This is a genomic window from Variovorax sp. GW821-FHT10C12 (assembly GCF_059415405.1).
This window is the reverse complement of the sequence record NZ_JBWKNE010000004.1, coordinates 258681-277562: the sequence shown is the minus strand read 5'-3', so window position 1 is coordinate 277562 and position 18882 is coordinate 258681. Positions and strand designations below refer to the sequence as shown.

22 protein-coding genes are annotated in these 18882 nt (G+C 70.3%); 18 read left to right on the top strand and 4 right to left on the bottom strand.

What is annotated here, in order from left to right; translation table 11 throughout:
• Positions 1-27 precede the first annotated feature (27 nt).
• The 4 genes from AC07OH_RS20690 to AC07OH_RS20675 are packed head-to-tail and all read left to right on the top strand — an operon-like array spanning position 28 to position 2459.
• Complete coding sequence (locus AC07OH_RS20690; protein ID WP_095746596.1) at positions 28-894, top strand: MotA/TolQ/ExbB proton channel family protein; 867 nt, start codon at positions 28-30, stop codon at positions 892-894.
• 28 nt (positions 895-922) lie between these two features.
• Positions 923-1351 carry an ExbD/TolR family protein gene (locus AC07OH_RS20685; RefSeq protein WP_070062084.1) on the top strand — a complete coding sequence of 143 codons (429 nt, stop codon included), beginning with the start codon at positions 923-925 and terminating at the stop codon, positions 1349-1351.
• A gap of 17 nt (positions 1352-1368) precedes the next feature.
• Entirely contained in the window at positions 1369-1806 is a 438-nt protein-coding gene (locus AC07OH_RS20680; protein WP_062477298.1) for an ExbD/TolR family protein, read from the top strand.
• On the top strand, positions 1803-2459 hold the full coding sequence (locus tag AC07OH_RS20675) for an energy transducer TonB (protein WP_495301949.1): 657 nt from the start codon (positions 1803-1805) through the stop codon (positions 2457-2459). Before AC07OH_RS20680 ends, AC07OH_RS20675 begins: the two co-directional genes overlap by 4 nt.
• 25 nt (positions 2460-2484) lie before the next feature.
• Here AC07OH_RS20675 and AC07OH_RS20670 read toward each other — a convergent pair whose 3' ends face one another.
• Positions 2485-2952 carry a response regulator transcription factor gene (locus AC07OH_RS20670; protein WP_495301948.1) on the bottom strand — a complete coding sequence of 156 codons (468 nt, stop codon included), beginning with the start codon at positions 2950-2952 and terminating at the stop codon, positions 2485-2487.
• Between the two features lie 143 nt (positions 2953-3095).
• On the opposite strand from AC07OH_RS20670, the gene AC07OH_RS20665 reads away from it, so the two are divergent.
• The 13 genes from AC07OH_RS20665 (at position 3096) to AC07OH_RS20605 (ending at position 14476) form a co-directional block, all read left to right on the top strand.
• Positions 3096-4157: a class I SAM-dependent methyltransferase gene (locus AC07OH_RS20665; RefSeq protein ID WP_062482952.1), complete on the top strand. Its 1062-nt coding sequence runs from the start codon at positions 3096-3098 to the stop codon at positions 4155-4157.
• 20 nt (positions 4158-4177) lie between these two features.
• Positions 4178-4399, top strand: coding sequence for a DUF1059 domain-containing protein (locus AC07OH_RS20660; protein WP_062482949.1), 222 nt, complete (start codon positions 4178-4180; stop codon positions 4397-4399).
• 82 nt (positions 4400-4481) lie between these two features.
• Positions 4482-6812 carry a heavy metal translocating P-type ATPase gene (locus AC07OH_RS20655; protein WP_495301947.1) on the top strand — a complete coding sequence of 777 codons (2331 nt, stop codon included), beginning with the start codon at positions 4482-4484 and terminating at the stop codon, positions 6810-6812.
• Complete coding sequence (ccoS, locus tag AC07OH_RS20650; RefSeq protein WP_495301946.1) at positions 6812-6949, top strand: cbb3-type cytochrome oxidase assembly protein CcoS; 138 nt, start codon at positions 6812-6814, stop codon at positions 6947-6949. The genes AC07OH_RS20655 and ccoS overlap by 1 nt, the downstream gene beginning before the upstream one ends.
• A gap of 247 nt (positions 6950-7196) precedes the next feature.
• Entirely contained in the window at positions 7197-8639 is a 1443-nt protein-coding gene (gene ccoN / locus AC07OH_RS20645; RefSeq protein ID WP_139702545.1) for a cytochrome-c oxidase, cbb3-type subunit I, read from the top strand.
• Between the two features lie 26 nt (positions 8640-8665).
• The gene (gene ccoO, locus AC07OH_RS20640; protein ID WP_062481700.1) at positions 8666-9310 is read left to right on the top strand and encodes a cytochrome-c oxidase, cbb3-type subunit II; all 645 of its coding nucleotides are present in this window, start codon (positions 8666-8668) and stop codon (positions 9308-9310) included.
• A gap of 23 nt (positions 9311-9333) precedes the next feature.
• Positions 9334-9474, top strand: coding sequence for a cbb3-type cytochrome oxidase subunit 3 (locus AC07OH_RS20635; RefSeq protein WP_062481697.1), 141 nt, complete (start codon positions 9334-9336; stop codon positions 9472-9474).
• Between the two features lie 13 nt (positions 9475-9487).
• Entirely contained in the window at positions 9488-10402 is a 915-nt protein-coding gene (gene ccoP, locus AC07OH_RS20630) for a cytochrome-c oxidase, cbb3-type subunit III (RefSeq protein ID WP_495301945.1), read from the top strand.
• On the top strand, positions 10399-11826 hold the full coding sequence (gene ccoG / locus AC07OH_RS20625) for a cytochrome c oxidase accessory protein CcoG (protein ID WP_492684738.1): 1428 nt from the start codon (positions 10399-10401) through the stop codon (positions 11824-11826). The genes ccoP and ccoG overlap by 4 nt, the downstream gene beginning before the upstream one ends.
• An 11-nt stretch (positions 11827-11837) precedes the next feature.
• A complete protein-coding gene (locus AC07OH_RS20620; RefSeq protein WP_495301944.1) occupies positions 11838-12128 on the top strand; it encodes a FixH family protein in 291 nt (96 codons plus the stop codon).
• Positions 12125-12367, top strand: coding sequence for a hypothetical protein (locus tag AC07OH_RS20615; protein ID WP_062481687.1), 243 nt, complete (start codon positions 12125-12127; stop codon positions 12365-12367). The genes AC07OH_RS20620 and AC07OH_RS20615 overlap by 4 nt, the downstream gene beginning before the upstream one ends.
• Positions 12364-13770, top strand: a complete 1407-nt coding sequence (hemN, locus tag AC07OH_RS20610; protein ID WP_495301943.1) for an oxygen-independent coproporphyrinogen III oxidase — start codon at positions 12364-12366, stop codon at positions 13768-13770. Before AC07OH_RS20615 ends, hemN begins: the two co-directional genes overlap by 4 nt.
• 4 nt (positions 13771-13774) lie before the next feature.
• Entirely contained in the window at positions 13775-14476 is a 702-nt protein-coding gene (locus tag AC07OH_RS20605; RefSeq protein WP_495301942.1) for a sulfite exporter TauE/SafE family protein, read from the top strand.
• A 12-nt stretch (positions 14477-14488) separates the two neighbouring features.
• Here AC07OH_RS20605 and AC07OH_RS20600 read toward each other — a convergent pair whose 3' ends face one another.
• Positions 14489-14971, bottom strand: a complete 483-nt coding sequence (locus AC07OH_RS20600; protein ID WP_495301941.1) for a Rossmann-fold NAD(P)-binding domain-containing protein — start codon at positions 14969-14971, stop codon at positions 14489-14491.
• Positions 14972-15193: 222 nt separating this feature from the next.
• Here AC07OH_RS20600 and AC07OH_RS20595 point away from each other — a divergent pair, with 222 nt between their 5' ends.
• On the top strand, positions 15194-15952 hold the full coding sequence (locus AC07OH_RS20595; protein ID WP_062481678.1) for a Crp/Fnr family transcriptional regulator: 759 nt from the start codon (positions 15194-15196) through the stop codon (positions 15950-15952).
• Positions 15953-15965: 13 nt separating this feature from the next.
• On the opposite strand, the gene AC07OH_RS20590 is transcribed toward AC07OH_RS20595, so the two are convergent.
• Positions 15966-18077, bottom strand: a complete 2112-nt coding sequence (locus AC07OH_RS20590; protein ID WP_495301940.1) for a PAS domain S-box protein — start codon at positions 18075-18077, stop codon at positions 15966-15968.
• On the bottom strand, positions 18070-18795 hold the full coding sequence (locus AC07OH_RS20585) for a winged helix-turn-helix domain-containing protein (protein WP_495301939.1): 726 nt from the start codon (positions 18793-18795) through the stop codon (positions 18070-18072). Before AC07OH_RS20585 ends, AC07OH_RS20590 begins: the two co-directional genes overlap by 8 nt.
• Between the last annotated feature and the right edge of the window lie 87 nt (positions 18796-18882).

Genomic DNA, 18882 nt, shown 5'->3' with positions numbered 1-18882 from the left:
CAATCAATTTTTCTGGAGAAGACAACGATGACGAAGACATTCCTTGCACGGCTGACGGCCGTGGCCGCGCCCTTTGTTCTGGCCCTCGGCTTGGGCAGCGCGCCGCAACTCGCGGGCGCCCAGACGCCGGCCGCACCGCAGGCCGCGGCCAGTGCTGCTGCCGCCACGCCGGCGCCCGTGGCGGTGCCCGAGAAGCCTGCAGCCCCGGTCGCTGCGCCGGCCGCCACCGCCAAGGTCGACAATCCCTACGGCGTGGGCGCGCTCTGGTCGCAGAGCGATGCCGTGGCCAAGGCCGTGCTCGCCATCCTGGCGATCATGTCGATGGGCAGCTGGTACGTGATCGTCACCAAGCTGCTCGAGCAGATGCGCATGGGCCGCCAGGCGCGCGCGGTCGACAACGAGTTCTGGAACGCGGGCACCGTGCAGGCCGGCACCGCGCGGCTGGCCGAAGGCAGCCCGTTCCGCTTCATCGCCGACGCCGGCATGCAGGCCACGCAGAAGCACGACGGCCTGCGCGGCAAGGTCGACTTCGCCGACTTCGTCGACCTGTGCATCCACCGCGCCACCGAGCGCGTGCAGCGGCGCCTGGGCAACGGCATGTCGCTGCTGGCCACCGTGGGTTCCACCGCGCCCTTCGTCGGCCTGTTCGGCACCGTCTGGGGCATCTACCACGCGCTCACCGCCATCGGCGTGGCGGGGCAGGCGTCGATCGACAAGGTGGCCGGCCCGGTGGGCGAGGCGCTCATCATGACCGCCATCGGCCTGGCCGTGGCCGTGCCCGCGGTGCTGGGCTACAACTGGCTCCTGCGCCGCAACATCACCGTGATGGACGACGTGCGCGAGTTCAGCGGCGAGCTGCACTCCGTGATCCTGGCCGGCAGCGCCGCCGCCTGACGCCCCGCGCACACAAGCGGACTGCGCCATGGCGATGAACATCCCGGCTTCCGGGGGAGACGAGGAACAGGCCATCGCGGCCATCAACACCACGCCGCTGGTCGACGTGATGCTGGTGCTGCTGATCATCTTCCTCATCACCATCCCGGTGGTCAATTACTCGGTGCCCGTCGCGGTGCCGAAGGAGCGCAACGAGGTGCGCGAGAGCAAGCCCGAGACCGTCGTGATCTCGGTGGACGCCAGCGGTCGCACCTACTGGTACGACACGCCGGTGCGTGACACGCCCGCGCTGGTGGCGCGGCTCACCAAGGTGGCGGCCCTGAACCCGCAGCCCGAGGTGCACATCCGCGGCGACTGGCATTCCGACTACGAGCCGGTGGGCCGGATCATCTACGCCTGCCAGGCGGCCGGGATCGCCAAGGTGGGCTTCATCACCGAGCCGCCGGCGCGCAACTGAGACGAGACAAGCAAGTCATGCCAAGAAAACAGAAGCAGGGGCGGCGCAGCAGCACGCCTTCCGACGAGCCGATGATGGACATCAACACCACGCCGCTCATCGACGTGATGCTGGTGCTGCTGATCATGCTGATCATCACCATCCCGATCCAGCTGCATTCGGTGAACCTGAACATGCCCACGGGCAACCCGCCGCCCAGCGATCTCAAGCCCGAGGTGCTGCGCATCGACATCGACGCGCTCAGCGTCGTGCAGTGGAACGGCGAGCCGCTGGCCGACCGCACGGAGATGGAACGGCGCTTCGAGCAGGTCGCCGCGCAGGCCGTGCAGCCCGAGGTGCACCTGCGGCCCGACCGCCGCGCCAAGTACGAAGTGGTGGCCGGCGTGATGGCTTCGGCGCAGCGCACGGGCGTGAGCAAGCTGGGCATCGTGGGTGCGGAGCAGTTCATCCCATGAAGCCCTCCCGCAAGGACTTCAACCCGAAATCGCGCTTCGGCCCCGTCGGCATCGCCGTGATGGTGCTGTTCCACGTCGGCGTGGGCTACGCGCTCGTGTCGGGGCTGGCGCGCCAGACGGTCGAGCTGATCAAGAAGCCGATGGACGCGACCATCATCAGCGAGATCAAGCCGCCGCCACCCCCGCCACCGCCGCCCCCGCCGCCGAAGAAGATTGTGCGCCAGGAAACGCCCAAGGCCCCGCCGCCGCCGCGCCCGGCCTACGTGCCGCCGCCGGCCGTGACACCGCCCGCCACCTCGGCGCCCGCGATCACCGCCGTGCAGAACACCGAACCCGTGCCGCCACCGCCGGCCGCACCGCCGGCGCCCCCCGCGCCGCCGGCCCCGCCGAAGGCGACCTCCACCGACATCGCGGTGGCCTGCCCGCGGCAGGTCAAGCCCGAGATGCCGCGCAAGGCGCTGGACGAAGGCATCGGCGGCGTGGTCAAGGCCGAGGTCCGCATCAAGGGCGGCCATGTGCAGGAAGTGCGCTTCCTGTCGGGGCCGCGCGTGTACCACTCGGCCGTGCGTGCGGCGGTGATGCGCTACGAATGCCAGACCACGGGCGACGCGGAGGTGCTGGCGACGCAGGAGTTCGTCTTCCGCATCGAGTAGGGGGAATGGCGCCGATCTCTCTTTTTCAGACAGGTCGGCCCATGGCGAGCGCGCGCATCACGGCGGCCGTGCGCGTCTCCACGCCCAGCTTCACGTAGACATGCTCCAGGTGCTTGTGCACGGTGCGGGGGCTGATCGTGAGCAGGGCGGCGATCTCGGCGTCGGTCTTGCCCTGCGAGAGCCAGTGCATGACATCGCCCTCGCGCGGCGTGAGGCCGGCGGGTTGCGCATCGGGCAACGGCACGGCGGTGCGGCAGGCCAGCCGGTACAGGAAGGCCACCGCCATCGCATGCTCCAGCCCCACGCGCCGGCAGTAGTCGGCCTGCTGCGCGGCGCGGCGCAGTTCGCGCCGGCCCGGCGCCTTGGCGACGCGGCGCGGGGTGTGCAGGGGATGGTCGTCGGCGCCACGGTGCCGCGCGGGCAGATGCCCGGACTCCAGCTTGTCCAGCAGGCGAAGCGCGTTCGCCCAATCGTGGCGCGACAGGTGCGTCATGGCATGCCTTTCACGGTGCATACGCATTGCTGCGTATGGCGCCCACACGCATCGAGAGACAGGATGCTCGCAGGCCCTTTGCCGCGAATTCAGTATAGGCAGGCAGGGGCCGCGTCTGTCGCCTGTCGACGAAGGGGATACACATGGCCATCGACGAAACACGGCTTAACGCGTTCATGGGTAACTTCGTCCACGACATCGGGGCCGTGATGCACGCGGCCACCATCGTCGTGGGCGACCAGCTCGGCCTGTACAAGGCGCTGGCCGAAGGCCCCGCCACCGCGGAGCAGCTCGCCCGCCGCACCGAGACCGACCCGCGCTACCTGCGCGAATGGCTCTCGGCCCAGGCCGCCAGCGGCTATGTCGAGTACGACCCGAAGGGCGAGCTGTTCTCGCTGACCGAGGAACAGGCCTTCGCGCTGGCCGAGGAAGGCAGCCCGGCCTTCGTGCCCGGCGCGTTCCAGATCGCCGTGGCGCAGTTCAAGATCATTCCCAAGATGGTCCAGGCCATGCGCACGGGCCTGGGCATCGGCTGGCACGAGCACGACGTGGCCCTGTTCCATGGCACCGAGCGCTTCTTCCGGCCCGGCTACGCGGCCAACCTCGTGAGCCAGTGGATTCCGGCGCTCGAAGGCATCGAGCCTCTGCTGAAAAGCGGCGCGCGCGTGGCTGACGTGGGCTGCGGGCACGGTGCCTCGACGCTGCTGATGGCGCAGGCCTATCCCCAATCCAGCTTCGTCGGCTTCGACTACCACGCGCCGTCGATCGAGCGCGCCCGCGAAACCGCGCGCAAGGCCGGTGTCGACGATGAAAAGCGTCTGCGCTTCGAGGTCGCGAGCGCCAAGGATTTCCCCGGCGAAGACTACGACCTGGTCGCCGTCTTCGACTGCCTGCACGACATGGGCGACCCCGTCGGCGCGGCGGCGCACGTGCGGCGCACCCTCAAGCCGCAGGGCACGTGGATGATCGTCGAGCCCTTTGCCAACGACCGGCTGGAGGACAACATCAACCCGGTGGGGCGCGTGTTCTATTCGGCCTCCAGCTTCATCTGCACGCCGGCCTCGCGTTCGCAGGAAGTGGGCCTGTGCCTGGGGGCGCAGGCCGGTGAAGCGCGCCTGCGCGACGTCGTCTCGCAGGGCGGCTTCTCGCATTTCCGCCGCGCCAGCGAAACCCCCTTCAACCTGATCTTCGAAGCTCGTCCGTAGGGACGCATCCAGGAGGCGCCATGTCACGCCAATACATCGACTGCCGCGAGTATCCAAGCACGATGAACTGCAGTGTCGCGCTCTGCGCCGATTCCGAAGGCGAACTGCTCGATGCCGCCGTCCAGCACGCCGTGGCCGTTCACGGCCACACCGACACGCCCGAACTGCGCAAGCAGCTGGCGAGCATGTTCAAGGCCGGCACGCCGCCGGTGCAGCTGGAGGCTGCGAAGACACCCGCCTGAAGGTCCTGCGCGGCCCCGGCCGCCGCAACGAACCTTGATGCAGATCAAACGCTTGCATCGGCAAGGCCCTTAGCCTGCCCCGATGCAAGCTTCCGCCGCGCTCGCGCCGTTTCCGTCCGTTCCGTCGTCCACGGGGGCTGACGCCCGCGCCGACGCCTGGCAGCTGCTCGACGACCCCGCCGAGTGGGCCGCGTTCGGCCGCCCGCTGGAGGCCGCCGCGGGCCGCTGGGAATCGCAGGTGGCGGTCGAGGGCATGCACTGCGCGGGCTGCGCCTTCACCGTCGAGGCCGCGCTGGCGCAGGTGCCCGGCGTGACCGAGGTGCAGGTGAATGCCGCGAGCCGGCGCGCGCGCGTCGTGTGGTCGGCTGGGGCCACGCGGCCTTCGCGCTGGTTCGAGGCCAGCGCGCGCGCGGGCTACCCCTTGCTGCCGGCCGGCAGCCGCAGCGCGCGCGAGACGCGCACGCGCGAGCTGCGCATGGCGCTGTGGCGCTGGCTGGTCGCGGGCTTTTGCATGATGCAGGTGATGATGTACGCCTACCCGGCCTACGTCGCGCGCCCCGGCGACATGACGGCCGATGCGGCGCAGCTGCTGCGCTGGGCCTCGTGGGTGCTCAGCCTGCCCGTGGTGCTGTTCTCGTGCGGTCCCTTCTTTCGCAGCGCCTGGCGCGACCTGCGCATCGGCCGCGTGGGCATGGACCTGCCCGTGACCTTCGGCGTCGTCATCACCTTCGTCGTGAGCACCGCCGCCACCTTCGACCCCACGGGGCCGCTGGGGCACGAGGTCTACTTCGACTCGCTGACGATGTTCGTCTTCTTCCTGCTCACCGGCCGCTGGCTCGAGGCGCGGTTGCGCGACCGCACGGCCGGCGCGCTCGAGGCGCTGATGCACCGGCTGCCCGACAGCGTGGAGCGCCTCGGGCCCGACGGCGCATGGACGCGCGTGGCGGTGCGCCGGCTCGGCGCGGGCGACGTGGTGCGCGTGCGCCCCGGCGAGGCCTTTCCGGCCGACGGCACGGTGATCGACGGCGACACCACCGCCGACGAGGCGCTGCTCACCGGTGAGTCGCGCCCCGTGCCGCGCCCCTGCGGCGACCGCGTGCTCGCAGGCAGCCACAACCTCTCGGCCGTGGTGCAGGTGCACATCGCCTCGGTGGGCGAGGGCACGCGCTTCGCGCAGATCGTGCGGCTCATGGAAAACGCCGCGCTCGACAAGCCGCGCCTGGCCCGTCTGGCCGACCGCGTGGCGCGGCCCTTTCTCATCGCCGTGCTGGCCTGCGCGTTCGGCGCGGGCGCGCTGTGGTGGGCGGTCGATCCCGGCAAGGCGCTGATGGTCGCGGTGGCGGTGCTGATCGTCACCTGCCCCTGCGCGTTGTCGCTGGCCACGCCCGCCGCGATGCTCGCGAGCGCGGGCGCCCTGGCGCGCGGCGGCGTGCTCACCTCGAACCTGCAGGCGCTCGAAGCGCTGGCCGGCGTCGACACCGTGGTGTTCGACAAGACCGGCACGCTCACGGGCGACACGCCGCGCCTGGCGCGCGTGTACTGCCGCCAGGGCCTGCGCCCCGGCGATGCGTTGGAGATCGGTGCGGCACTCGCCGCGCTGTCGCTGCATCCGGCGGCGCGCGCGCTCGTCAACGCCTGGCAGGCGCAGTTCCGCGTGCCGCCGGCCTGGTCGGCGACGCAGCTGCGCGAGACGGTGGGGCAGGGCGTGGCGGCCTCGCTGCACCGGCGCGATGCCGTGGACGACCACGGTGCGCGCCCCGTGCGACTGGGCTCGGCGGCCTTCTGCGAAGTCCCGCCGCTGCAGGTCGATGCGGCGCAGATCCACCTGAGCGACGACGAGGGCTGGCTCGCCAGCTTCGTGCTCGCCGAGGAGCTGCGCCCCGACGCCACGCAGACCGTGGCAGCGTTGCAGGCGCAGGGGCTGTCGGTGCGGCTGCTGTCGGGCGACCGCGAGAACGCGGCGCGTGCCATCGGCGCGCAGGCCGGCATCGCGGCGGTGCAGGGCGACTGCGCACCCGAGGACAAGCTCGAGGTGCTGTGGCAGCTGCAGGCGGCCGGGCGCGAGGTGGCGATGGTCGGCGACGGCCTGAACGACGGCCCCAGCCTGGCGCGCGCCAACGCGTCGTTCGCCTTCGGCCACGCCGTGCCGCTGTCGCGCGCACGTTCGGACTTCGTGGTGCTGGGCGACGCACTGCAGGCCATTCCCGCCGCGGTGGCGCAGGCGCGCCGCACGCTGCGCGTGGTGCGCCAGAACCTGTTCTGGGCCGCGGCCTACAACGCCGTGTGCGTGCCGCTGGCCGTGGCCGGCTGGCTGCCGCCCTGGCTCGCGGGGCTGGGCATGGCCGCGAGCTCGCTGCTGGTGGTGCTCAACGCAGCGCGCCTCGCTGCGCCAGGCAAGGCGGCGGTGGCCTGATGGACGTGCTGTTCCTGCTCGTGCCGCTGTCGGTGGTGCTCGTTCTGGCGATCCTCGGAGGCCTCTGGTGGGCCATTGAGCGCGGCCAGTTCGAGGACATCGAGGTCGAAGGCGATCGCATCCTGAAGGATGACTAACCCCCAGGCTACGCGCACTTCGTGTCGCTTCGCCAACCCCCTTGCAGGGGGCACACCCTGCGGCCTGGCATAGCCAGTTCCGCGGGTGTTCTGGCACGGCCTGCTCCGCGGCCTTCGGCATCGTTCGAGCTCGTGTGCCGCCGTCGACACAAGCCGCAGTGGAGAACGGAGCGGGCTTGATCTGCATCAAGCCTGCCCGGGCGACGCGGGCAGACACTGCCCGCAAACCACATCTACGGGCACCACGATGCAGCAGACCACGCACCCTCCCGCGGCCATCTACGACGACACCGTCGTGCGGCAGTTCGCACTCATGTCGGTGGTCTGGGGGGTGGTCGGCATGCTGGTCGGCGTGATCATCGCGTCGCAGCTGACCTGGCCCGAACTCAACCTCGGCATTCCCTGGCTCAGCTACGGCCGCCTGCGTCCGCTGCACACCAACGCGGTGATCTTCGCCTTCGGTGGCTGCGCGCTCATGGCCACGAGCTTCCACGTGGTGCAGCGCACCTGCCAGGTGCGGCTGTTCGCGCCGGCGCTGGCCTCGTTCGTGTTCTGGGGCTGGCAGCTGGTGATCGTCGCCGCCGCCATCAGCCTGCCGCTGGGCTACACCAGCGGCAAGGAATACGCCGAGCTCGAATGGCCCATCGACATCCTGATCGCCGTGGTCTGGGTGGCCTACGCCATCGTGTTCTTCGGCACCATCGGCCTGCGCAAGGTGCGCCACATCTACGTGGCCAACTGGTTCTACGGCGCCTTCATCATCGCGGTGGCGCTGCTGCACATCGTCAACAGCGCGGCCATTCCGGCCGGCTGGATGAAGAGCTACTCGGCCTACGCCGGCGTGCAGGACGCGATGGTGCAGTGGTGGTACGGCCACAACGCCGTGGGCTTCTTCCTCACGGCCGGTTTCCTCGGAATGATGTACTACTACATCCCCAAGCAGGCGGGGCGCCCGGTGTACTCGTACCGGCTGTCGATCGTGCACTTCTGGGCGCTGATCTTCACCTACATGTGGGCCGGCCCGCACCACCTGCACTACACCGCGCTGCCCGACTGGACGCAGTCGCTGGGCATGGTGTTCTCGCTCATCCTTCTGGCGCCCAGCTGGGGCGGCATGATCAACGGCGTGATGACGCTCTCGGGCGCCTGGCACAAGCTGCGCACCGACCCCATCCTGCGCTTCCTGATCGTCGCGCTGTCGTTCTACGGCATGTCGACCTTCGAGGGCCCGCTGATGTCGATCAAGACCGTCAACGCCCTGAGCCACTACACCGACTGGACCGTGGGCCACGTGCACTCCGGCGCGCTGGGCTGGGTGGGCTTCATCACCATGGGGTCGCTGTACTACCTGATCCCGCGCATGTACGGCCGCCTCGCCATGTACAGCGTGCGCGCCATCGACGTGCACTTCTGGATGGCCACCATCGGCATCGTGCTGTACATCGCCGCGATGTGGATCGCCGGCGTGATGCAGGGCCTCATGTGGCGCGAGATCAATGCCGACGGCACGCTGACCTACACCTTCGTCGAAAGCGTGAAGGCCACCTTCCCCTACTACCTGGTGCGCGTGATCGGCGGCGTGCTCTACCTGGGCGGCATGCTGGTCATGGCCTGGAACGTCTGGATGACCGTGATCACCGGTCGCTCGGTGCGCGCCGAGATCCCGGCCGTTGCCGCCGCCCACGCCTGAAGCCCCGAAGCCTTTGAAGACGCACGATGAACGCACCTGACAACCAGAACTCCGCGCCCGCCGCCACCGGCTTCACGCACGAGAAGGTCGAGACCAACAACCTGCTGATGATCGTGCTGATCCTGCTGGTGGTGGCCATCGGCGGCCTCGTGGAGATCGTGCCGCTGTTCTTCCAGAAGTCGACCACCGAGGCCGTGGAGGGCGTGAAGCCGCTCACGCCGCTGCAGCTGGCCGGCCGCGACGTGTACCTGCGCGAGGGTTGCTACAACTGCCACTCGCAGATGATCCGCCCCTTCCGCTCGGAGACGCTGCGCTACGGCCACTACTCGGTGGCCGGCGAGTTCGTGTACGACCACCCCTTCCAGTGGGGCAGCAAGCGCACCGGCCCCGACCTGCACCGCGTGGGCGGCAAGTACAGCGACGAGTGGCACCGCATCCACCTGAACAACCCGCGCGACCTCGTGCCCGAGTCGAACATGCCGGCCTACCCGTGGCTGGAGAAGGGGCTGGTCGACGCCGGCAGCATCGCCACCCGCATGCGCGCGCTGCGCACGGTGGGCGTGCCCTATACCGACGAAGAGATTGCCAAGGCCGCCGACGAGGTCGCCGGTAAGACCGACATGGACGCCACCGTGGCCTACCTGCAGTCGCTGGGCCTGGCGCTCAAGTAAGAAGAAAGAACAGGCAACGCCCCATGACCGACATCACCACCCTGCGCATCGCCGCCACCATCGCCTGCTTCGTCGTCTTCATCGGCATCGTGGCCTGGGCCTGTTCGCGCCGCAACACGCAGCGCTTCGCCGAAGCGGCCCGGTTGCCGTTCGAGCAGGACTGAAGGGAGCCGCACGATGAGCGACTTCATTGGTAACTTCTGGTCCAGCTACGTGGCCGTGGCCTCGCTGCTGAGCATCCTGGGCTGCGTGCTGCTCTTGTGGCTCACGGCGCGCAAGCGCGTGCCCTCCGACGCCGACAACACCACCGGCCACGTGTGGGACGAAGACCTGCGCGAAGCCAACAACCCGCTGCCGCTGTGGTGGGTGGGCCTGTTCGTGCTGACCATCGTCTTCTCGCTCGGCTACCTGGCCGTGTTCCCGGGCCTGGGCAGCTTTCGCGGCACGAACGACTGGAGCTCGCGCGCCGAGTACCAGCAGGACGTGGCCAAGGCCACGCAGGCGCTGGAACCTGTGTACGCGCGCTACGCGCCCATGCCCATCGAAGAAGCCGCGCGCGACCCGCAGGCCCGCGCCATCGGCGAGCGCCTGTTCATGAACAACTGCGCGCAGTGCCACGGCTCCGACGCGCGCGGCAGCAAGGGCTTTCCCAACCTCACCGATGCCGACTGGCTGCACGGCGGCACGCCCGACAAGATCGTCGAGTCGATCACCAAGGGCCGCATCGGCGTGATGCCGCCGGCCGCCGCGATGGTCGGCTCGCCCGACGACGTGAAGAACGTCGCCCACTACGTGCTGAGCCTGTCGGGCGAGCCGCACGACTCGCTGCGCGCGGGCCTGGGCAAGCCCAAGTTCGCCGCCTGCGCGGCCTGCCACGGCATCGGCGGCGTGGGCAACCCGGCGCTGGGCGCCCCGCGCCTGAACGACCGCATCTGGCTGCACGGCTACGGCGAGGCCGCCATCGTGCAGATCATCAACGAGGGCAAGCACAGCGCCATGCCCGCGCAGGACGGGCGCCTGACCGAGGCGCAGATCAAGCTGCTGGCCTCCTACGTGTGGGGCATGTCCAACCCTGCGACCGGGACACCATGACGCGAAAGACCGTCATCCCGATCGCGAGCGCGCCGCCCGCCGCCGCGCCGGAGGTCGGCCTGTACGAGGCGACGAAGAAGATCTACCCGCGCAGCGTGCAGGGCCTGTTCGCGCGCTGGCGCTGGGCCATGGTCTTTCTCACGCAGCTGGTGTTCTACGGCATGCCCTGGGTGGAATGGGGCGAGCGGCAGATGGTGCTGTTCGACCTGGCCGCGCGGCGCTTCTACATCTTCGGTCTGGTGCTGTACCCGCAGGACCTGATCTACCTGTCGGGCCTGCTGGTGATCAGCGCGCTCTCCCTCTTTCTCTTCACGGCCGTGGCCGGCCGCCTGTGGTGTGGCTACGCCTGCCCGCAGACCGTCTACACCGAGATGTTCCTGTGGGTGGAGCAGCGCATCGAAGGCAACCGCAGCGCGCGCATCCGGCTCGACGCCGGCGCGTTCTCGCTCGAGAAGCTGGTGAAGAAGGCCTTCAAGCACCTCGTCTGGATCGGCATCGCGCTGTGGACCGGCTTCACGTTCGTGGGCTACTTCACGCCCATCCGCGAGCTGGGCATGGCCTTCCTGCAGACGCAGATGGGCTCGTGGGAAGTGTTCTGGGTGTTCTTCTACGGCTTTGCCACGTACGGCAACGCCGGCTTCATGCGCGAGCAGGTGTGCAAGTACATGTGCCCCTACGCGCGCTTCCAGAGCGCGATGTTCGACCGCGACACGCTCATCGTCAGCTACGACCCGCGGCGCGGCGAGCCGCGCGCACCGCGCCGCAAGAACGTCGACCCGCGCAGCGCCGCCTTGGGCGACTGCATCGACTGCAGCCTGTGCGTGCAGGTGTGCCCCACCGGCATCGACATTCGCCAGGGCCTGCAGTACGAGTGCATCGGCTGCGGCCTGTGCGTGGACGCCTGCGACAGCGTGATGGACAAGATGGGCTACGCGCCGCGCCTCATCCGCTACGACACGCAGAACGGCATGGAGGCCGGCTGGTCGCGCCGCCAGCTGTGGCGCCGCGTGCTGCGCCCGCGCGTGCTGGTCTACACCGCATTGCTCGCGCTGCTGGTGGCGGGCCTGCTCGCCAGCCTGGTCGCGCGCACGCCGCTGAAGGTCGACGTGGTGCGCGACCGTGCCTCGCTGGCGCGCATCGTCGAGGGCGGGCGGCTGGAGAACGTCTACCGGCTGCAGATCATGAACGCGACCGAGCGCACGCAGCACTACCGCATCGCCGCGCGCGGCATCGAGGGGTTGAGCGTGGCCTCGCCCGACGAGGCCATCGAGGTCGAGCCCGCGCAGGCGCGCTGGGTCGCGGTGCGGCTGCAGGTGCCTTATGGCGCCGCGCCGGCCGGTTCGCACACGGTGCACTTCGACATCCGGCAGGCGGATGGCGCGGCGCAGGTTTCCGAAAAAGCGGTCTTCCTGGTGCCGCGCTGAAAGGTCTTCCCATGAACGATGCCCTGCCGATGAACGCGCCCGCGACCTCAGGTCCCTGGTGGCGCTACCCGCTGGTCTGGCTGGTGATCGCGGGGCCCGCCGCCGTGGTGCTGGCGAGCATCGCGACCGTGTGGCTGGCGCTGCGCACCCCCGAGGTGCTGGTGTCGGAGGACTACTACCGCGAAGGCATCGAGATCAACCGCACGCTGGCCGACAAGAAGCGCATGCCGGCGCAGGCCGGGCGCAACCACGCGGCGACGCCGGAGGACGATGTGCCAGTGCCCAAGAGGGTGGCCCCATGAGTGCCATGCGCCGCATCGCCGGCATCCTGTGGCCGTCGTTCCTCGTGGCTTGCGGCATGGAGGTGCTGGTGTTCGCGATGATCGATCCGATCCACTCGTACTGCGGCGCCGATGCGCTGCGCATGTCGCGCCAGGGCATCTACACCGTGTCCTTCTTCGTGTTCTGGCTGATGGCGGCGGCCTCGAGCGCGTGCACCACGCTGCTGGCGCTGCCGTCCGAGAAAGAGACTGCGTCATGAGCTCGTCCCTGGCCTGCGTTCCCGAGACCCCGTCCGTGCTGCCCGTCGAGCTGCTGCGCCGCTTCGACGTGCCCGGCCCGCGCTACACCTCGTACCCCACGGCCGACCGCTTCGTCGAGACCTTCGGTGCCGACGACTACGCGCAGGCGCTGCAGCTGCGGCGCGATGCGGACACGGCCGGCGAGCCGCTGTCGCTGTACGTGCACATCCCGTTCTGCGAATCGCTGTGCTACTACTGCGCCTGCAACAAGGTCGTGACGAAGCACCGCGAGCGCGGGCGGCAGTACCTCGACTACCTCGCGCGCGAAGTGGCGCTGCAGGTCGCGCAACTTGGCCCCGGTGCGCCTGTCGGCCAGCTGCACCTGGGTGGCGGCACGCCGACCTTCCTGGACGACGAAGAGCTGGGCGAACTGGTGGCCCTGCTGCGCCGCGCGTTCGCCTTCGTGCCGGGCGGCGAGCAGTCGATCGAGATCGATCCGCGCACCGTCGATGCGAAGCGCCTCGCGGCGCTGGCCGCGCTTGGGTTCAACCGACTGAGCTTCGGCGTGCAGGACTTCGACCCCGCCGTGCAGCAGGCCGTGCACCGCATCCAGCCGGCGGCGCAGGTCTTCGCGCTCATGGACGCGGCGCGCGCGCTGGGTTTCAAATCGATCAATGTCGACCTGATCTACGGCCTGCCGCGCCAGAACGATGCCTCGTTCGAGCGCACGCTGGCGCAGATCCGCGAACTGCGGCCCGACCGCATCGCGCTGTATGCCTACGCCCACCTGCCGGAGCGCTTCAAGCCGCAGCGGCGCATCGCGGCCGACGAGTTGCCCGATGCGCCCACGCGCGTGCGCATGCTCGGGCGCGCGATTGCGGCGCTCACCGAGGCCGGCTACGTCTACATCGGCATGGACCACTTCGCGCTGCCCGACGACCCGCTGGCCGTGGCCAAACGCGAGGGCCGGCTGCACCGCGACTTCCAGGGCTACAGCACGCAGCCCGACGGCGATCTCGTCGCGCTCGGCGTGTCGGCCATCGGCCGCGTGGGCGCCACCTACAGCCAGAACGCGAAGACGCTGGAAGACTATTACGCGCTGCTCGACCAGGGCCGCCTGCCCGTGGTCAAGGGGCTCGCACTGTCGGACGACGACCTGCTGCGCCGCGAGGTCATCATGGCGCTGATGTGCCGGGGCCGCGTGGACTTCGACGCCGTCGAGGCCGCGCACGGCATCGCCTTCGCGGACTATTTCGCCCCCGAGCGCGCCGCGCTGGCGCCGATGGCAGAGCAAGGGCTGGTGCGCCTGTCGCCGCGCGCCATCGAGGTCACCGAGGCCGGCTGGTTCCTCGTGCGTGCGGTGGCGATGGTGTTCGATCGTTATTGCGCAGCGACGCGCACGCGCTTTTCGCGCGTCGTTTGATTCGATGGATTCCCCCGCACTCGCCGGCGCCGCATTGCTGATGGGGCTCGCGGGCGGGCCGCACTGCGTGGCGATGTGCGGCGCGGTGTCGTCCGCGGTGATTCGCATCGTGCCGGTGGGCGGGCCCTCGCAGGCTGTGCATCCCGTCGCACCGGTCGCCTTCCACCTCGGCCGCATGGCGAGCTACGCAGCCGCCGGCGCCATCGCCGCCGCGAGCCTGCACGGTTTGGGCGCAGCCAGCGCACAGGTCGCGGCCTGGCGGCCGCTGTGGGTGATGCTGCATGTGTTCGTGCTCGCCTGGGGCGTGGTGCTCGCTGTCGCGGGTCGTCAGCCGCTGTGGGCGCAACGCGCCGGACGCGCGCTCGAAGCCCGACTGCGGCCGATGGCCGGCGGCTCGCTGCTGGGCGTGCTCGCCACGGGCACGCTGTGGGTCGCGATGCCCTGCGGCCTGCTCTATTCGGCGCTCATGCTGGCCGCGCTGGGCAATGGCCCGTTGCAGGGCGCCTCGACGATGGCGCTGTTCGCGCTCGGCAGCAGCGTGTCGCTGCTCGCTGCGCCGTGGCTGTGGCAGCGCCTGCGCGGCTGGGGCGACAGCGGCACGCGCCAGGCCTGGGGTGCGCGGCTGGCGGGGGTGCTGTTGGCGGCGGTGGCGCTGCAAGCGCTGTGGATGGACCTGAGCCACCGCATCGCCGACTGGTGCGGCTGACGCGCTAACTCCTCAGGCGATGCTCTCGATCAGCAACGCCTGCAACACGAAGCGCCGGTTGTCTGCCGCCGCCGTGCCTTCGCCGAGCAGGCCCGCGAGCGCGGCCGTGGGGTGGCTGTCGGCCGCCGCGCCGTCGTGCACCGGAATGCCCGCGTGCTGGCCGATCTGGCGCACCAGCGCGGCATCGATGCCCTCGCAGGCGACAGCGTCGTAGAGCCGGCCGAGCATGCGCGCCGTGTGCTGCAGCTCCTGCACCGGCGTGTCGGTCGACAGGCTGGAACGCATGGTCGCGACCTGCGCGCCCAGTTCCTCGGCGGCCTGGCGCAGCAGGGCGAGCGCGGCGCTGTCGCCGGCTTCGCTGAGCAGGCCGAGGTTCTTGCCGCGCAGCAGCCGCGGCGGCGCGGCGCCGTCGAGCGCGGCGCGCTGGAGCAGCCGGGCGCGGCCCAGCAGGCTGGCCTCTCTCTGGGGCGACAGCGCGGCGGTGGAAGGGTGCATGGCAAGGTTCGACATGTGTCTCGCGGAGGCTAGCCGTCGATGCCGCGCCGGCCTTGACCCACATCAAGGACCGCCCCGCTGTTACACGCCGGACACAGAGCATTCACCCGACGTTACGCACCGATGCGGGCCGTTGTCACTGCGGGGCCTCGCGCTTCCTAGCATCGAGACATCGCCTGATCGCAGGCAACGCTACACAAGACAGAACGCCGAGGAATCCCCATGCTCACGAGTGCCCGCCCCAACCCCATCCTGCCGCTTCGGCCCCTTCCGACGGTGCACAAGGAAGACGCGGGTCGCCGCACGGCCGAGCGCCTGCGCCTGCTGGCCGAGCAGCTGCAACCGCAGCGCCGCATGGTGCACACGGGCGACGTGATCTACCAGGCCGGCGAACGCTTCGGCAACCTCTACATCCTGAACTCGGGCTTCTTCAAGATCGTGAACCTCTCGGCCGACGGCCGCGAGCAGGTGGTGGGCCTGAAGTTCCGCGGCGACTGGCTGGGCTTCGACGGCATCGCGGGCCAGCGCTACGTGTGCGACGCCGTGGCCATGGACACCGGCGAGGTCTGGGTCGTGCCCTACGAATCCCTGCTGGCGGCGTGCACCACGCACCCCGCGCTGCTGCAGATGCTGCACGCCGCGATGAGCCGCGAGATCGCGCACGACCGCGATTCGCTGATGTCGGTGTGCACGCTGCCGGCCGACGCGCGCGTGGCCGACTTCCTGCGCTACTGGGCCGAGTCGCTGGCCGACCGCGGCATGCGCACCGACGAGATCACGCTGCGCATGACGCGCGCCGAGATCGGCAACTACCTGGGCATGACGCTCGAAAGCGTGAGCCGTGCGCTCTCGCGGCTGGCGCGCGACAAGGTCATCGGCTTTGCCACCAAGGGCCGGCGCGAGGTGCAGATTCCCGATGTGGGCGCGCTCTCGGCCTTCGTGCAGCGCTGCCTGGCGCCGGCGCCCGCGATGCTTCAGTAAGAGGAGGTTTCGCTCACTCGCGCGCGGCCAGCAGCGCCCGCGCCATCGCGCGTGCGAGCTCGCTGCGCGAATACGGTTTGCGCAGCAGCTCCCAGCCCGGGGGCGCTTCGCGGTCGGCGTCAAGCAGCTCCGCCGAGAACCCCGACATCAGCAGCACCGCGAGCCGCGGTTGGCGTTGCACCGCCTCGGCGGCCAGCCGCGTGCCGCGCATGCCGGGGCCGAGCGCGATGTCGCTCAGCAGCAGGTCGAAGGGCGTGGCCTCGGCGGCCATCGCGGGCAGGGCTTGCTCCGCATTGGCGGCGGTCGCGACCTCGCAGCCCAGCGTGGTCAGGAAGGTGTGGACCACCTGGCGCACCTCGGCGTCGTCTTCGACCAGCATCACGCGCAGGCCCGGTGCCAGCGTGGCTTCAGCTTCGATCTCGATGGGGTCTTCATCGGCAGGTGCTGCAGCACTCGCCGCCTCGGCCTCGACCTGCGGCAGGTAAAGCGTCACGGTGGTGCCGGCGTTGAGCTTGCTGTCGATGGCGATGGCGCCGCGCGACTGCTTCACGAAGCCGTACACCGTGCTCAGGCCCAGGCCGGTGCCGCGCCCGGCTTCCTTGGTGGTGAAGAAGGGCTCGAAGAGGTGCTCCATGACCGCGTCGGTCATGCCGGTGCCGCTGTCGGCGATGGAGAGCGCGACGAAGCGGCGGCCGGCGTCGGCGTCGCTCAGTTCCTGGCGCACGGTGGCGGGCAGGGCGTCGCAGGCCTCGGCGCGAAAGTGCAGGCGCCCGCCCTCGGGCATGGCGTCGCGCGCGTTGATGGCGATGTTCAGCAGCGCCGATTCGAGCTGGCCCGGGTCGGCGCGCACGGCGGGGCAGGGGTCGTCGGCGTCGATCTCGATCTGGATGCGCTGGTCGAGCGTGCGGCGCAGCATGTCGGTGAGCGAGTGCAGCATCTGCCGCACGTCGACCGCGTCGGGCTGCAGCATCTGGCGCCGCGAGAAGGCCAGCAGCTTGCCCGTGAGTTCGGCGCCGCGCCGGCTGGCGCGCGCGGCGGCGGCCACGAGCTGCTGCGCATAGCCGTCGGCCGCGAGCTGCGGCAGTTCTTCGAGCACCTGCAGGTTGCCCTGGATGATGGTGAGCAGGTTGTTGAAGTCGTGCGCGATGCCGCCGGTGAGCTGGCCCACGCTCTCCAGGCGCTGTGCGTGGTTCAGTGCCTCTTCGGTCTGCACGCGCTGCAGGCTGGTGGCCAGCAGGCTGGCCACCGATTCGAGAAAGCGGATCTCCTCGTCGCCGAAGCGCCGCGCGGCCGTGGCGCGCACCGATAGCATGCCGGTCACGCGGCCCCGGTCGGACAGCGGCACGGCCAGCGCGCTGACCAGCCCGGCCTCGAGGTAGGCGGGTGGCACGGTGAAGCGGCGCTCTTCGCGGTAGTCGGTCACCACGACGGGGCAGCCTTGCGAGAGCACGTAGCCGGGTTGCGTGTCGGGCCGGTTGGCGATGCGCAGGCCGACGCTCTCGTCGGCGACCAGGCCCACGCCGCTGGCCAGGCGAAACTCGCGCTGGCTGCCGTCGAGCAGCCACACCATCGCCACCTCGACCTGCAATGCGGTCGCGACGATCTCGGGCACCTGCGCCAGCACCACCTGCAGGTCGCGCGTGTCGACCGCCAGCCGGCCCAGCTGCGCCAGGTGTTCGCTGTAGCGCGCGCGCTGCAGCGCCTGCTTCACGCGCGGGTAGGCGCCGATGTCGCGGATCGCCGCCACCACGAAGGGCAGGCCCTGGTTCTGCAGCGGGCTCAGCGCGATCTCGACCATCACCTCGCTGCCGTCCTTGCGCTTGGCTACCAGCTCCATGTCGGTGCCCATCGGGCGCGGGCGCGGCGCGCGGCCGTAGGCTTCGCGAAACGCCGCGTGGCGCGGGCGGATGCTGTCGGGCACCAGCGCTTCCACGCTCAGGCCCACGAGCTCGTCGGCCGCGTAGCCGAGCATGGCGGCGGCCGAGGGGTTGGCCAGCACGATGCGGCCCGACTGGTCGACCACCAGCAGCGAATCGGGATACGCGGCGAACAGCGAGCGGAACACGCTGCCTTCCTCGACGCCCGAGGGCAGGCCGGGAATCGAGGGTGCGCTGCCGTCAGCCATGGGTGACCGGCGGCACCAGGATGTAGCCCGCGCCGCGCACCGACTTGATGAGCTGCGGATCGTCGGCGTTGGCCTCGATCTTCTTGCGCAGCCGGCCGACCTGCACGTCGATCGTGCGGTCGAAGGGGGCGGCTTCGCGCCCGCGCGTCTGTTCGAGCAGGAAGTCGCGCGAGAGCACGCGGCCCGGGTGCCGCGCGAAGGCGCACAGCAGGTCGAACTCGCCGGTGGTCAGCGCCACGGCCTCGCCCTGCGCGTTGCTGAGGCTGCGCGCGGCGGTGTCCAGGCGCCAGCCGGCGAAGCGCAGGCGCTCGGGCGGCGTGGGGGCGGCGGCGGCTGCCGACGCGTCGGGCGTCAGGCGCCGCAGCACGGCCTTGACGCGCGCCGCCAACTCGCGCAGGTCGAAGGGCTTGGTCACGTAGTCGTCGGCGCCCACTTCGAGGCCCACCACCTTGTCCACCGGGTCGCCGCGGCCGGTGACGATCACGAGGCCGCAGCGCCAGTTCTCGCGCATGTGGCGGGCGATGGAAAAGCCGTCTTCGCCGGGCAGGCCGAGGTCCAGCAGCACGAGGTCGGCCGGGTCGGTAGCCATGAGCGAGCGCAGCGCCGCGCCGTCGTGGATCTGGGTGACGCGGTAGCCGTGGCCCTGGAGGTAGTTGGCCAGCAGCAGCGTGATGTCGACCTCGTCGTCGAGCACCGCGATGTGGGGGGCAGAAGTCATGCGGGGGCTGGGAGAAAAAACGCCGGCGCCACGGGGAAGGGCGCTGGGAGCCGGGAAGCGTAGCACGCAAGGCGCGGCGCTGGCAGC